Annotated in this window: 14 protein-coding genes and 1 other RNA gene; 9 read left to right on the top strand and 6 right to left on the bottom strand. The window is 60.4% G+C overall.

Going from position 1 to position 14,355, the window contains the following annotated elements:
- Nucleotides 1–232: 232 nt before the first annotated feature.
- On the bottom strand, nt 233–1,231 hold the full coding sequence (nrdF, locus tag JIM95_RS07390; protein ID WP_200256095.1) for a class 1b ribonucleoside-diphosphate reductase subunit beta: 999 nt from the start codon (nt 1,229–1,231) through the stop codon (nt 233–235).
- A 20-nt stretch (nt 1,232–1,251) separates the two neighbouring features.
- Nucleotides 1,252–1,710 carry a class Ib ribonucleoside-diphosphate reductase assembly flavoprotein NrdI gene (gene nrdI, locus JIM95_RS07385; RefSeq protein WP_200256093.1) on the bottom strand — a complete coding sequence of 153 codons (459 nt, stop codon included), beginning with the start codon at nt 1,708–1,710 and terminating at the stop codon, nt 1,252–1,254.
- Nucleotides 1,711–1,773: 63 nt separating this feature from the next.
- On the opposite strand from nrdI, the gene JIM95_RS07380 reads away from it, so the two are divergent.
- Both JIM95_RS07380 and JIM95_RS07375 read left to right on the top strand, forming a co-directional pair.
- A complete protein-coding gene (locus JIM95_RS07380) occupies nt 1,774–2,178 on the top strand; it encodes a pyridoxamine 5'-phosphate oxidase family protein (protein WP_200256091.1) in 405 nt (134 codons plus the stop codon).
- Nucleotides 2,175–2,687, top strand: a complete 513-nt coding sequence (locus JIM95_RS07375; protein WP_200256089.1) for a flavin reductase family protein — start codon at nt 2,175–2,177, stop codon at nt 2,685–2,687. Before JIM95_RS07380 ends, JIM95_RS07375 begins: the two co-directional genes overlap by 4 nt.
- A 10-nt stretch (nt 2,688–2,697) precedes the next feature.
- Here JIM95_RS07375 and JIM95_RS07370 read toward each other — a convergent pair whose 3' ends face one another.
- Complete coding sequence (locus tag JIM95_RS07370; RefSeq protein WP_200256087.1) at nt 2,698–3,396, bottom strand: metal-dependent transcriptional regulator; 699 nt, start codon at nt 3,394–3,396, stop codon at nt 2,698–2,700.
- Nucleotides 3,397–3,585: 189 nt separating this feature from the next.
- On the opposite strand from JIM95_RS07370, the gene JIM95_RS07365 reads away from it, so the two are divergent.
- Together JIM95_RS07365 and JIM95_RS07360 are read left to right on the top strand one after the other, a co-directional pair.
- A complete protein-coding gene (locus JIM95_RS07365) occupies nt 3,586–4,101 on the top strand; it encodes a type IIL restriction-modification enzyme MmeI (RefSeq protein ID WP_200256085.1) in 516 nt (171 codons plus the stop codon).
- Between the two features lie 269 nt (nt 4,102–4,370).
- Nucleotides 4,371–5,795, top strand: coding sequence for a nucleobase:cation symporter-2 family protein (locus tag JIM95_RS07360; RefSeq protein ID WP_200256083.1), 1,425 nt, complete (start codon nt 4,371–4,373; stop codon nt 5,793–5,795).
- Between the two features lie 112 nt (nt 5,796–5,907).
- Here JIM95_RS07360 and JIM95_RS07355 read toward each other — a convergent pair whose 3' ends face one another.
- Nucleotides 5,908–6,150, bottom strand: a complete 243-nt coding sequence (locus tag JIM95_RS07355) for a hypothetical protein (protein WP_234034360.1) — start codon at nt 6,148–6,150, stop codon at nt 5,908–5,910.
- A 1,872-nt stretch (nt 6,151–8,022) separates the two neighbouring features.
- On the opposite strand from JIM95_RS07355, the gene JIM95_RS07350 reads away from it, so the two are divergent.
- From JIM95_RS07350 to JIM95_RS07330, 5 genes are all read left to right on the top strand, one after another.
- Nucleotides 8,023–8,160, top strand: coding sequence for a DUF3644 domain-containing protein (locus JIM95_RS07350; protein ID WP_200256082.1), 138 nt, complete (start codon nt 8,023–8,025; stop codon nt 8,158–8,160).
- On the top strand, nt 8,157–9,023 hold the full coding sequence (locus JIM95_RS07345) for a DUF3644 domain-containing protein (protein ID WP_336296549.1): 867 nt from the start codon (nt 8,157–8,159) through the stop codon (nt 9,021–9,023). The genes JIM95_RS07350 and JIM95_RS07345 overlap by 4 nt, the downstream gene beginning before the upstream one ends.
- A 177-nt stretch (nt 9,024–9,200) precedes the next feature.
- On the top strand, nt 9,201–10,160 hold the full coding sequence (locus JIM95_RS07340) for a DNA cytosine methyltransferase (RefSeq protein WP_200256080.1): 960 nt from the start codon (nt 9,201–9,203) through the stop codon (nt 10,158–10,160).
- Entirely contained in the window at nt 10,157–11,023 is an 867-nt protein-coding gene (locus JIM95_RS07335) for an NgoMIV family type II restriction endonuclease (protein WP_200256078.1), read from the top strand. The genes JIM95_RS07340 and JIM95_RS07335 overlap by 4 nt, the downstream gene beginning before the upstream one ends.
- Nucleotides 11,024–11,217: 194 nt before the next feature.
- The gene (locus JIM95_RS07330) at nt 11,218–11,382 is read left to right on the top strand and encodes a recombinase family protein (protein ID WP_200256076.1); all 165 of its coding nucleotides are present in this window, start codon (nt 11,218–11,220) and stop codon (nt 11,380–11,382) included.
- Between the two features lie 1,307 nt (nt 11,383–12,689).
- Here JIM95_RS07330 and ssrA read toward each other — a convergent pair.
- Together ssrA and JIM95_RS07320 are read right to left on the bottom strand one after the other, a co-directional pair.
- Nucleotides 12,690–13,067, bottom strand: a transfer-messenger RNA (tmRNA) gene (gene ssrA / locus JIM95_RS07325).
- Between the two features lie 125 nt (nt 13,068–13,192).
- Nucleotides 13,193–14,275, bottom strand: coding sequence for a hypothetical protein (locus JIM95_RS07320; RefSeq protein WP_200256074.1), 1,083 nt, complete (start codon nt 14,273–14,275; stop codon nt 13,193–13,195).
- Between the last annotated feature and the right edge of the window lie 80 nt (nt 14,276–14,355).

Here is a 14,355-nt window from a genome sequence, read left to right as displayed (position 1 = left end):
ACCGCGCTGACTCGAATCAATCTACACACACCACCCGAAACACGCAAAACACCAGGCCAACTCTGTTTTCCGTGCTTCCTGCCGGTCCGGTAGCTCCGCAACCGGCCCCCACCCCGGTGCCTTGTGCCCCATCCGTGGCGGGACCACCCCTCCACACAAGAACCGGCGACCTCCGCACGGAAACTGCCCGCACGGAGGTCGCCGGCTCGCGTGAACCCCGGGTGAACGGGTGTCAGAAATCCCAGTCTGATTCCTCCGTCGATTCCGCCCTGCCGATCACGTAGGAGGATCCGGAACCGGAGAAGAAGTCGTGGGTCTCGCTCGATTCGGGGGCGAGCGCCGCGAGTACGTCCGGCTCGACACCCGACGCCTCTTCCTCGAAGCGGGCCGGGTAGCCGAGGTTCATCAACGCCTTGTCGGCGTTGTAGTGGACGAAGGCCATCACGCCCTCGATGAGACCGAATCCCTGGTAGAGGTCGGACGAGTACTCGAGCTCCATCCGGAGCAGTTCGTCGACGAAGTTCCCGGTGAAGTCCTCCATCTCCGCGCGCCGTTCGGGATGGGCGTCGAGGCCGCGCTGGTACTTGTACCCGGAGTAATAGCCGTGGACGGCCTTGTCCCGGAGAATCAACCGGATCATGTCCGCGGTGTTCATCATCTGCCCGCGGGCGGAGAACCGCAGCGGCAGATAGAACCCCGCGTAGAGGAGCAGGGAACTCAGCAGCGTCGCCGCCACCTTTCTCTTGAGCGGGTCATCGCCGTAGTAGTGCTCCATGACGGCGGTCGCGCGTTGCTGCAGCAGCGGGTTGTCCGTCGCCCACGCGTACGCGGTGTCGATCTCGACCGTGGAGCACAGGGTGCTGAACACAGAGGAGTAGGAACGGGCGTGCACCGCCTGCATGAACGCGATGTTCGCGTAGACGGCCTGCTCGTGCTCGGTTCGCGCATCGGGGATCTGCGAGATCTCGCCGACCGTGGCCTGCACCGTGTCCAGGAGGGTGAGGCCGGTGAACACCTTCACCGTGAGTTGGCGTGTGTCCTCATCCATGTTCCGCCACTGGGCGACGTCGTTCGACAGCGGAACCTTCTCCGGGAGCCAGAAATTGGCGGTCAACCGCTGCCAGATCTCCAGGTCCTTCTCGTCGTCCAGACGGTTCCAGTTGACCGGTCTGAGGGGGCGGGTCTCACCGGGGCGCCACTGGGGTGGGGTGAGTGAATCTGCGATTGTCATGACATTGCTCTCTTCCGGGGTTACTTGTCCGCACCCACCCGGATGGTGGGTGCGTCGATGAAGAACTCGGTGAGCCCGGTGCGTACCCGCTCGACGTCTCCCGTGGTTCCGAGAAGCTCGAAGCGGTAGAGCTCGGGCACGCCGCATTTGGCGGCGATGATGGGGCCGGCGCAGCAGAAGGCTTCGCCGAAGTTCGTGTTTCCGCTGGTGATCACGCCACGGAGCAGTGCGCGGTTGTCCGGGTTGTTGAGGAACCTGATGACCTGTTTGGGAACGGCCCTGGCCCGGGATCCCCCGCCGTAGGTCGGGGTTATCAGCACGAACGGCTCGGTGACCTCCAGCTGCGGATCCCTCGCCCGCAGGGGTATCCGTTCGGCGGGAATGCCCAACTTGTCGACAAAACGGGCGGTGTTCCCGGAGACTGATGAGAAGTAGACGATATGAGGTTCCGACATGGCGACACCATCACGAACTTTCATTTACGGCCCAACGAACTATACTGACGCCGGTAACCGTACCCGAAGCTCCAAGGAGAACCAACAATGCCAGTCATCACCACCGAGATGCGCGAGATGCTGGGTGCCCAGCTGCCGATTCTCGCGACGGTCACCGATCCGAGCACCCCGAACATCGGCCCCAAGCGGTCACTCCGGGTCCTCGATGACACGCACCTGATCTTCAACGAGAACACCGGCGGCCAGCACCTCGCGAACATCGAGGCCGGCTCCCGGCTCGCCGTCGCCGTCATCGATCGTGAGGCGCTCGACGGGTACCGGTTCATCGGCACCGCCGAACTGTTCAACGAGGGCCCCGCGTGGGACAACGCCGTCGCCTTCGCGAAGGAGAACGGTATGGGCACCCCGAAGCACGCCGTGGTCGTCTCCATCGAGGAGATCTACTCCCTGCGGTCCGGAGCCAAGGCGGGAACCCGGATCGACGAGAAATGAGTTCAGACGCACTACCCACAGGCGAAGGTCTGAGAACGTTCTTCCGCGGCTGCGCGTCAGGGGTGTGGATCATCACCACCACCGACCGGGACGGCGAGCCGGTCGGGTTCACCGCATCGTCCGTGGCCTCGGTGGCCCTCGATCCCCCCACCCTGCTCTTCTCGCTCCAGGCCGGTTCCTCCTCTTGGCCCGCGGTCGAGGCAGCGGAGGAGGTGATGGTCCATGCCCTCGGCGTCGACGACGCCCACCTGGCCAGGCGCTTCTCAACGTCGGGGATCAGCAGGTTCGAGGGTGTCCATTACCTTCCCGGCCCGACCGGGCTCCCGGTGATCCGGGGTCTCGGCGCCACGCTTCGCGCGAGGATCCTCACCACCATCCCGGTCGGCGGATCCAGGATCGTGCTGGCCCAGTGCGTGGAGACGTACATCGCGGGTGACCGCCCCGATCCCCTCGTGCACTCCGCACGGAGCTACTGGAGACCGGTTCCGCTGAACTCCGACGAGGACTGAACCACAGGCATCACGCCCCGTCAGCCACCTGCCCGGACACGGGCAGCACCCGGATGCTCGCCGCAATGTCCCGGGCGAGCGGGACGTCGTGTCCCGGGGCCCCCGACCTCAGGAGCATGACGCCGGAGGTGGCACCGGTGTCGGTCACCGCGAACTCCGCACCCGGGACGATCCCCAGGCTCCCGAGGTGCCGGAGCACAGCCGGATCCGCGTCACGGATCCTGCTCATCTGTATGTGGTCCCCCACCGAGCAGTCGACCAACGGCCGGAGAATACGGTCCGGCAGCCCGCCGTCGGAGGACGGGATGGGGTCGCCGTGCGGGTCCAGCTCCGGGTGTCCAAGCGCCGCGTCGATACGTTCGAGCATCCTCTCCGAGATCGCGTGCTCGAGCCGGTCGGCGTCCTCGTGCACCTCATCCCACTCGTAGCCCAGCATCTCCGCGAGGAAGGTCTCGGCCAGCCGGTGGCGCCGCACCATCTGCAGGGCCAGTGCACGTCCCTCCTCGGTGAGGGTCACCGAGCCGTACGGCGCATGATCGACGAGGCCGGCGAGCGTCAGGCGGCGGATCTGGTCCGACACCGACGACGGCCTGAGATCCAGGTGCCGGGCGACCTCGGAGGGGGTCACGGCACCACCCGTCCACTCGGACAGCGTCCACAGGCACTTCAGGTAGTTCTGTGCGCTATCGGTCAGGTCCTCGAGATTCATGCCCACACCTCACCACAGTTCATGAGGACGAACGGAACACACCGGATCCGCATCTTTCCTCGCTCAGGTTTCATACCCCAAGACTTTAACCCGCACCAGCAACTTCCGCAGAGCCACTGCCCCGCCACGATGCGCTCCGGACGACCGGGAGGGTGCAGGTTCCCGATCCCGCACGTACACTCGTCGACCATGAGCAACGAAGAATACAACCTGGACCGTGAAACCATCGTCGACAACCTGACCGTCTTCGCGGACGCCCGTGCCGACCGCGCGAAGAGCTTCGCCGGCGGCGACGCCAAGATCGACGACACCGACGTCCGCCAGTTCTTCACCGGCCTATTCCATGCCTTCGGGACCGATCCGGACCGTGTCGCCACCAGCTTCGACGAAGCCGAGCGCCTGTCCGAGGGCTCCGACAATCCGCTGTCCGTCTACTGGCCCGGCGTCATCGCGGGTGTCATGAAGAAGCCCGGCTCCAATCTGGAGGACGCCATCCAGGGAGCGCTGCAGACCCTGGCCGCACAGACCGAGATGCCCGAGTACCTGCTCGTCACCGACTACGCCAACGTCGCGCTGATGAACCTCGCCGACGACTCGGACACCACCAAGTTCCACGTCGGTGAGTTCCCGAAGCACGTCGACGAGCTGATGAGCCTGTCCAAGAAGGAGATCGATCCCGAGGACGATGAGGACGAGTCCAAGTAGAGAGGACGCCTCACCGACGAAGACCCCGCTCGGAACAACCACCGGGCGGGGTCTTCGCGTGTGTTCCCGGCGATGGGCACCGCTGTTGCCGCAGCAGTTGTTGGGTCCTGTCAGACAACTCGTACTAGAGTCTCAACCGGTGTTCAATCATGCACACCGGCCCAGGGGCGGGGCACAGGTCCTCCCCTGGTCAACGTGATCACCCCGGGACGGTCCCGACGGTGGTCCCCCACGCCCCCGACAACTCTTGATCAGATGGGTCCGCCACGTTGAGCTCCCCGAAGAACGAGTCCACCGCACTGGACACCCCCGACAACCCCGTCCATCCCGTCGACCAGATTCCACCGGCCGCGCAGTTGTGGCCACTGTCCTTCCAGCATGTTCTGGCCATGTACGCCGGAGCCGTCGCGGTTCCACTCGTGTTGGGCGGGGCGATGATCGAGGCCGGCCGGATGCAGCCGTCCGATCTGCCCTACCTGATCACAGCCGACCTTCTGGTCGCCGGAATCGCCACGATCCTCCAGTGCGTCGGCTTCCTGCGGCTCGGCGCACGTCTGCCGATCGTCCAGGGCTGCACCTTCACCGCCGTCCCCCCGATGATCGTCATCGGCGTGAACTACGGCCCCGCCGCAATCTACGGTTCGGTTCTCGCCTGCGGCCTGTTCATGTTCCTCATGGCCCCGGTCTTCGCACGACTCCTCTGGATGTTCCCGCCCCTGGTGACAGGCAGCGTCATCACCTGTGTCGGGCTGTCACTCATCCCGGTCGCCGCGACCAACATCTCCGGCGGCTACGCCGATGACGCGGGCAGCGTCGCGAACATCGGCCTCGGCCTGTTCACCCTCCTCGTCGTCCTCGTCGTCGAACGCTTCGCACCTGTCGCCGTCGCCCGAACGTCCGTCCTCATCGGGCTCACCGTCGGTACCGTCGTCGCCGCATTCATGGGCAAGGTCGACCTCTCCGGTGTCGGGGAGGAACGCTGGGTCGGTGTCGCCACCCCCTTCCATTTCGGGTTCCCCGAGTTCCCGGTCTCCGCGGTGATCGCCCTCGTACTCGTCGGACTGGTCACCCTCGTCGAGGCCACCGGCGACTTCCTCGCCGCCGGCGAGATCGTCGGGAAGAAGGCCACTCCCCGCCAGATCGCCGACGGCCTGCGCGCCGACGGGTTCTCCACCATGCTCGGCGGCGTGTTCAACACCTTCCCGTACACCGCCTTCGCCCAGAACATCGGCCTGCTGGCCATGAGCCGGGTACGGTCCCGCTACGTCGTCGCCGGCGCGGGCGCCATCCTCGTGGTCCTCGGCCTACTGCCCAAGCTCGGCGCGGTGATCGCCGCTGTCCCGACCCCGGTTCTCGGCGGGGCCACAGCCGCACTGTTCGGCATGATCGCAGCCTCAGGCATCAAGACCCTGACAAAGCTGGAGATGAACCAGAACTCCGTCCTGGTCATCGCGGTCTCGCTGACGATGGGCCTGCTTCCGGTCATGCACCCGACCCTGTTCGAGCAGTTCCCCAACTGGTTCGGCACCGTGTTCAACTCCGGCATCACCACCGGCGCATTCACCGCGATCCTGCTGAACCTCCTCTTCTTCGGCACCAGGCGCACGCCCGCCAACGCAGGCGTGGAACTCGACGATGCAGAGTTCGCCGGCGTCGACGCCAACGTCTACAAGACCGGCACCGAACGCAGCTAGATCAGTACCGCACAACGGGCAAGACCCCGCTCCCCGACAGTCAGCGTCGTCGGAGAGCGGGTCGGGTCTGCTGCAGGTTTAGGTGACAGTTCTATGAAGCCTGGAAGACTGCTCAATTGTTGATCGTTTCACACTCGATCGGTGTGACCCGTTCAAGGCTTCTTTGTCGACCGCGCCGGTGGTAGCGGTGTTTGATCCAGGCGATGACCGCAATGGTCAGCCCTTCGTGACCGGCCCATGTCCCGGTGCTCAAGACATTGTGCTGCAGCAGCGGGAAAAACGACTCCACCGCTGCGTTATCACCCGCAGATGCGACTCCACCCATTGAACCTTTCAGACCGTGACGACCAAGCATCTGACGGTATCTACAAGACCTAGACTGCGACCCACGATCAGAATGGACAACGCAACCGGTGACACTTTTCCTGTTGATCTGACGGCGAGCAACCACTGTATTTGGAGCGGTGACAGCCAGCCCAGAGCTCATATGAGGTGCGGCCGAGTGGCCGACGATCCGGCTCGCCGACGTGTCCTTGACAGCACAAAAATACAGTTACCCTTCCTCGGTGGGGTGTTCGGTGATATCGGTGACCCACACCTGGTTCACCCCGCGAGCAGCACCGATGAAATCGGGGTGAGTCCTGTCGTGATCGTCGATATGAGCAAGGGGATCATCATGGACCGCCGGGCCGGGACGCTTCGCGTTCTTCCCCCGCTTCCTGCCACAGGAAGACCACAGCTGATGAGCCGAACACAACCGCCAGGCAGTGCGCCCACACATCACCACCCCAGCTGCTTCAGCCTCATCACGCAGATACCGGCAGGACCTTGCGGGTCGTCTGCGTGAGCTGCACGCACAGCTGCCACACGGCTCTGCGCGCACCCTGTCAGATGCGGTGACCGGGACGAGCCAACCACCGGTGATACCGGGCCGGGCACAGCATCAACACCCGACACGTCAACGTCACAGTAATCCCTCCTGACGCCAGCTGTTTCACGAGCGGGAAGGACCTTCTTCCCGTTGGATTTGCCTGCGACAAATACGCTGCCGCCCGCCACGACACCTCGTTTTCTTGCTCCAGCAGCCGGTTCCGACGCCGCAAAATCACGTAATCCCTGTGACTCTGAGCGGCACACACCTTCTTGTTCCCCGGACTCCATGCGTTCTTGACGCAGCCACTTATCCAACGTACCTACATGAATCCCGAAATCCGTGGCCACCTGAACCAACGTCACACCCGGATCACGCGCCAAAGCAACACGCACCACGTCATCGCGGAACTCTTTCGGATATCACTCAGGCACAACAACTCCCTTCCAGCCAGCACCGAGACGAGCCAAACCAGTTGTCACCTATTCGCGCAGAAGACCCGTCTTTTGCGACATAAGGAGCCCACTGTGTCATCTATTGCCCCGCTTCGGACACCGATTCATAGCGGTACCGTCGCAACATAATCTCTTCCCAGACCTGTGACCAAATTCCGATCGTTGACTGTCGCTCATTCGCAACCACTAGGAAACAACCAACTAATCCGCCACGAATGAGGCATTCACTAACCGTACATAAAGTTATTTACACACACCAAACACCCTCTCCGCTACCACACCCTTTCCAGACAAACAAAAACAGTACGCCCCCAGGACAGGAACGCGACCCCATCCCCAAAAGATCAGTCACCATATTCTTGATTCGAGCTAAATATAGAGGTAGCACCTACCTAGGATGCACATGTTTTCACACTTTACCGCATTAATCCCAAGATAAGTATTCTAGTTATAAATAAATGCTATTCTCGGTCCGTTTTTTCACAAAGCCAATTCCCAAACAAAGGCAATCAGAATAAAGACATGAATAAATATAACTCACACCTAAAAGTAGCGCCGGGGTCATGATGGACAATTCTTAAATGCCTGGACAGATAACCCTACTTACGAGCAAGAAGGTTTTTCTTTTGTGAAGTTCCGGAAATATACACCGAACTCACAATACTCGCAATACTCGACTCACACATCTCCCTGGCTACACCCCACGAAGGAAAGAGGGCACCCAGCGTCCGATCCAATCCAGAGCCAGACAGGAGCAAGCCACCAGAGCGATCGGAGGATACAGCTAGCCCCGAAGCCGACACTGATGTTTCCATCGCCACACCGGCAACACCCTCCAGAGCCATCAAGAGGAGGATGTTAGCCTCGACGACATCACCGTTGAAATCCAAGGAGAATAGCAATGGCACAGCCATACGTCTCATCCCCTCGCATGGTGGCCAATTCCCTTTCAGCGATGCTCGCAGCCATCGAAGTCTATAACAAGCCTCGAATGGAGTATCGCGACGAAGTAACCGTGTTGCTGATCGTCAATGCTTGAGAATTAGCTTTAAAAGCAGCCTTAAAAAAAGCAAAAAGCCCATCTTCTACCAGAAGAAGCGCAGAGAATCCTACCCTACACTCGCAGCCGAGGACGCACTAAAACAGGTGGTTAGTCGCAAGCTCTTCCCAACCAGTATAGATGGAACAGCGCTGGTGGCCAACATCACTATGCTCATCGAATACCGCAACCGTGAGACCCATCTACATGCAGCCAACCTAGGCGAGATGATCTACCCTTTCCTACAGACGAGTGTACTGAACTACCGTAACTTCATGCTAGACTGGTTTCAAGAGGACATCGCCGACTCGATCACCTGGCAACTACTCCCCCTAGGAGCCAAGGCTCCCTCAGAGCCCGTACAGTTCATGAGGGCAGAGCCGTCAGGCTCTGCATCTGCGGAGGTCCAAAACTTTATCTCCGATCTACGTAGAATGATCGACCGCGCCGAGGCAGATGGCGCTGATATGCAGCGAGTTGCGGCCGTTTACGACGTCCACTTGCGTTCAATAAAAGCGGTCTCCAGCGCAGACCTGGTGGTGTCGGTTAGCCACGAGGGCGGGCACATAGTGATAAAGAAGACCGACCCAAACCAGAGCCACCCCTACAGTGCAAGCGAATTATTGCAACGCGTCAATAGGAAACGCAAGGGGCGCATACTGAATTCGCACGACCACTTGGTACTGTGCTGCAAGGAAAATCTTCGGGAAAACACACACTTGGCGTGGAAACACAAGAAGGGCCTCTCCCACACCTGGTCGGGAGAAGCAGTGACTTACATGGCTCAGCATGATGACGCCTACTACGACCAGCTTCGGACCGAATATAGGGTCTACAGGCAGAACAAAAACAAGAAGAAGTAACGAGTTTCCCAAACCACCATCACGAGTGAAGCATGGGGGCTCTTGACTGCAAGATAGAATTACGAGAGGATATCATGTCAACCATGAACCCCATGGGCCCCCAGCCACAGTCTCGGACAACGACCGATTTTAGGGCGATGGGAGACGCCATGATCGCCAGGGTAGAGGAGTTCGGCATTGAGTCTCACCTTAGTTGAGATCTGCACGGGAGCAGGTGGCCAGGCGCTAGGCCTAGAACAGGCCGGCTTTGATCACGTCGTAAACGTAGAGTTGGACGAGTGGGCATGCAAGACACTGCGTCAGAACCGCGGTGAGTCTTGGAATGTCGTCGAAGCGGACCTACTGGACTGGTCAGCGAAGGACTTCGCCGGAGCCGATTTGGTCGCTGGCGGTGTCCCCTGCCCCCCGTTCTCGAAAGCTGGCAAGCAACTCGGAGAGAACGATGAGCGCAATCTGTTCCCGACCGCAATCCGTATCGTCGACGAGGTGCGGCCCAAGGCGGTGATGCTGGAGAACGTGCGGGGTCTGCTCGACACTGTCTTCGATGATTACCGTAACAAGGTCGAAAGGCAGCTCGTAAAGCTCGGCTATGTCCCCGGATGGCGCCTGCTCAATGCGAGCTCGTTCGGCGTCTCCCAGCTTCGCCCTCGAGTCGTCTTTGTCGCGCTACGTAAGGAGTATGCCGACGACTTCGCCTGGCCCACCGAATACTCTGAGACTCCGCCGACCGTCGGTGAACTCCTACATGATCTAATGGCAGAGCGCGGTTGGGAGGGCGCAACCGAATGGGCTCAGCGCGCAAACACCATCGCACCAACCCTCGTGGGTGGCTCTAAAAAGCACGGCGGTCCTGACCTAGGCCCCACCCGTGCCAAACGCGCTTGGGCTACCCTTGGGGTGAACGGACACACGATCGCCGACCTATCCCCCGAACCCGGTTTTGTGGGTGATCCCCGCCTCACCGTCCGCATGGCGGCCCGCATTCAGGGTTTCCCCGACGAGTGGGAGTTTGTCGGCCGCAAGACGAACGCCTACCGCCAAGTGGGCAACGCTTTCCCTCCTCCAGTGGCGAAGGCCGTTGGCGAGCAGATCAACAAAGCACTGACCAAACGCCGTCTCCATGCGGTGGCATCATGACGGCACTTCTGACCACTGCACGGGCACGTTTCCACGCCAGTCTTGTGAAAGACCTGACTCTCATGATCGACTCGCGTGGGGTTGCCTCGAACGCCGACGGGTCACAGGTGACCTCCAAGGATATCGCACTCCACATCGCCAAGGAGCTCGGTGCAAAGACCTACGATGTCAAGCTTGCAGGACAGAAGTCTGGGCGCCAGTTCGAAGCAGACGTCTGCGAATTCATCAAGGCGACTTTTCCCCAGTTCACGACCCTGCGCCCAGGTAACTGGATCATCGAGAACGTGGGTGGGAGCCGAGCCGAATACCAACTCGCACACTTTGAACCATACACACACTTGGACGATCTAGCGCGTGCCATCGAGAAGTCGCCGACCCTTTCTGCAGTCCTTGGCAACAGCTACGACATCAGCCCCGATATTTTCATCACAAGGAAGCCGGAGCCGGATTCGTCCATCAACACCCGCAACCGAGAATTGGTCGATGCCGAGAGCGGCAAGTACGGCGTCATCCGGTGGGCCAACCAGCATCAGCCTATCGTACACGCGGTGGTCAGCTGTAAGTGGACTTTACGCAGCGACCGCGCCCAGAATGCGCGCTCTGAAGCCTTGAACATCATCAAGAATCGCAAGGGACAAACACCGCATATCATGGTGGTCACCGGTGAGCCGTCACCATCTCGTCTGGCTTCGCTGGCGCTCGGCACCGGTGACATCGATATGGTCTACCACTTCGCTCTGCCGGAGCTGGTGGAGGGCGTGCGGCTCACAGGCAATGACGAGGCGATCATGATGCTAAAGAACCTCATCAGCGGCAAGCGTCTGCGCGACATCACCGACCTCCCCTTAGACCTCGCAATCTAGGAGGTATCTAGATGAGCATCGGTTGCGCTCGCGTGAACACGCACAGCTGGAGTGATTCCCTCCGACGGACAGGAAACGGCCCTGTGTGTCAAGGATTACACCAAGGTCTACTGACACTATCTCCAGCGCCCGATCCCCACGGCCGGAGTTCGACAAGATGTTGGAACAGTTACAGTCCGATACAGTCCGATGACGTGACCTACGCGACGCGCCTTGATCGTCTCGGCCATACGGCGCTGGATACTCTCAAAGTAATCAATGAATTGGTCAAGCGGGATGTGGCCGTAGTGCTTCTTCATCCGGAAATCGACATTCTGACGAAGAAAAGCAGGCTTATTCTGGGGCACTGTCGCACTTAGACGAGTTCGAACGTAACCTCCTGATCGAGCACACCAACAAGAGGCACGTCGCGGCTCGTTCCTATAGTCGCAGTAGTGGCCGCCTAGCGCAGATAACGAAGGACTAGCGCCGTGATCTTGTACATATGGTCAAAGGTTGGACGTACCCCCGCGAAGCCGGTGAAATCCTCAATATCGGTCGTGCGCACGCCTACCGGATCGTCTCCGAGGAGCGTGCGGCAGCCTAATGCCGACCTCTGTCAGTGCAGACTGCCGAGGACATGACATTTACACCTTGAATAGCGCTCGGGAAGGCTTGATGGGAACTTCTTTTGCCAAGATGGCCGACGGATCCATCTAGATGCAGGTCGAGTATTACTACGAGTCAAGCAATGTGTACCGGCAGCAGAACTTGCTTATGAGCACAAAACCCAATGGTCAACGATATGAATCGTATCGTCGGGTTTCGGTGTGTGAAGTGAGATCACGGATGAGGCTATAGATCAATTATCCTTCGAAGCCCTCCAACACCCCTAACTCGCTCCTTCAGAAGCTCGGATGGAGGCGTTACTCGAAGAGCCTGTCGAGGAACATCCAGTACCGACTCGACTACAACACCGCGTACGCGTTGACCAACGCGTACAAGATCTTTAGCTCCATCTCCATCATTGGTGAAGGCACACACTACGCCACTGCCCCCAGACACTGCATCTGTAGTAGTGCAGGTTTTTGCAAACTACACACGCGGCTGGAATCCAGACGAACACCAACCGGATCAACACGTCGGATGTACGGAGAGTCGGCGGCTACAGATTCATGGCCCAAACACTGAAAAAGATCTTATAGATTCAAGCATATATCTACGAGTAATCTTACGCGGATCACGTAGTCAAAACAGGATGCCGAAACTAATCAAAGAGGATTTTGACAACGTCCAGCACATATTTGGCGCGAAGTCACGCGGTGCCAAGGAGAGAGCCCAGCACGATGCGATGAGCGAAGATGCTTCGAGCACTAACTGCCGACACCACATTTTCTGAGAATGATGCGGCGAGCCGATGCAGGAGGCTCATATACGCCCAAGATGGACCACAAGCACAATACTTACTACTGACTGATACTAGCTGGCATAAAGCGGGAACAACTGTACAGCAAAACCGTAAATACACAAGGGCGAGATCAAAGGACTCCTAACGCACGCCATGGAATGACTCTCAATGACACCAAAAGATATTCGCTTCGCTGGCCGCAACACACGAGGCTCACATCTTAGGCCGAAGAATAGGGACAGTGCTGAATCTCAGATGAGAGTTCAACACTGTCCCTTGCTGTGGAGCTGCCGGGAATTGAACCCGGGTCCTCCGCAATCGCGCCAGGGCTTCTCCGTGCGCAGTTCGCACCTGATCTCTGCTCGGCCCTCCGGCTCGGACGAACACGTTCCGGATGATGGGCCCAGTCAGCGGTGTGAGTCCCGTACGGCCCCGCTGACGCGGCCGGACGGCAAGTCCCTTGATCGATGCCGGCTACCAGGTCAGGGACGAACCTGGGCCGACAGACACGCGGTCGCTGGTATTAGGCAGCGAGGGCGTAGTCGCGCTGAGTGTTCTCGGCGCTTATGAGGTTGCTACGACGCTTACGGTGGTCTCTAGCCTGCACCGGCACGCTTCCCCTGGCTTGATGCACGAAGTCGAAACCATGTCAGCCCCTTGCATCCTGCGTTCTTCCCGGCTTCCCTCAGGGCAACCGGTGGGTTCCGCAGTCCTGTGGTGGGTCGTACGTTGACCACAGGATCACTCACTTTACGCTGCGGGCCACCCACCCGCAAGCAGGTTCACCGACCGGCGGGATCGTCCGGTTCCGGGGACGGTTCGGGTACCGGTCCGCCTTGTCCCGGCTCAGGTGTCTCCGCCGGCTGCGTCTTCCCGATATCACTCCCGGCCTGTTCCCGCTCCCAGCGTCTCCGGATCTCCCGGGATTTGCGGCTGTTGCGCAGTGAGATCAGCCCGATGACGACCCCGATGACGATGGGTGTCCACACCTTCGGGTGCTCGAGCAGCCATTCCAACCATCCGGGTATCTCGTAGTCGGGCCACGGGATGGACGGGAGGTTGAGGTCGGGCCACGGGATGGACGGGAGGTTGAGGTCGGGCCAGGGGATGGACGGCAGTGTGATGTCGGGCCACGGGATGTCGACGTCGGGCAGACGTTCGATGATCCAGTCGAGGATCGTCCCGATGATGCGTCCGATGAGCGGCAGCAGCACCAGAGCGGCGATGGCCCAGCCCGCTTTGCCCAGTCCCGCACCCAACGGGTAGAGCACTCTTTTCCAGGGGGTCTCCTCCATCTGCCGGTACCGGTCCTCGGCGGGCGATCCGGGTGGCGGGGTGAATTCGATGATCTCGTCGCCGGCGCGACGGAGGATGACCGATCGGACCTCGTGGAAGGCGTTCGCGTCGATCTTCAGGAGGGCACCGTGTTTCTTCCTGTCGTTCCGGCTGTAGGTGCCGGAGGAGATGGTTTCGTCGATCCGCACGGTGGTGTCCTGCACGAAGGGGAGCCGTCCCCGTACGAGGCCGTCGACAGTGATGAGCACCCCTTTCTCCCCGGCCTTCCGGATGCGGGCCGCCCCTGCCTCGAGTTTCGCGGTGCGGGTCCCCACCAGCGGCAGCCGACCCACCATCGGGACCGTCTTCCCGAGGAAGCCGTTGGTTGCCGTCAGCCCGAAGGCTGCGGTGTCCGCCCAGTCGGCTTCCTTCTTCGCGTGTTCGTCCACGCTTCCGCCGGCTTCTTCCACCCCCTCAACGTCCTGTTTGGACATCGGCCAGCCGGAGTCGAGTTCGCGGAGGCGTTCCGGGGAATCGAGGATCAGCTCGATTCGGCCCATCTCGGGGTGGTCGATGTGCCAGGTTTCCACGGTCAGACAGACTCCTCCTCGATCGATCGGCGCTCTGGAAAACGATGTTAACTGCGCCGACCGGGGCCTGCCACAGGCCG

This window comes from Corynebacterium antarcticum (assembly GCF_016595285.2).
Lineage (GTDB): Bacteria > Actinomycetota > Actinomycetes > Mycobacteriales > Mycobacteriaceae > Corynebacterium > Corynebacterium antarcticum.
Note: the sequence above shows the minus strand (reverse complement) of the source record. Positions and strands in the feature narration are given on the sequence as shown.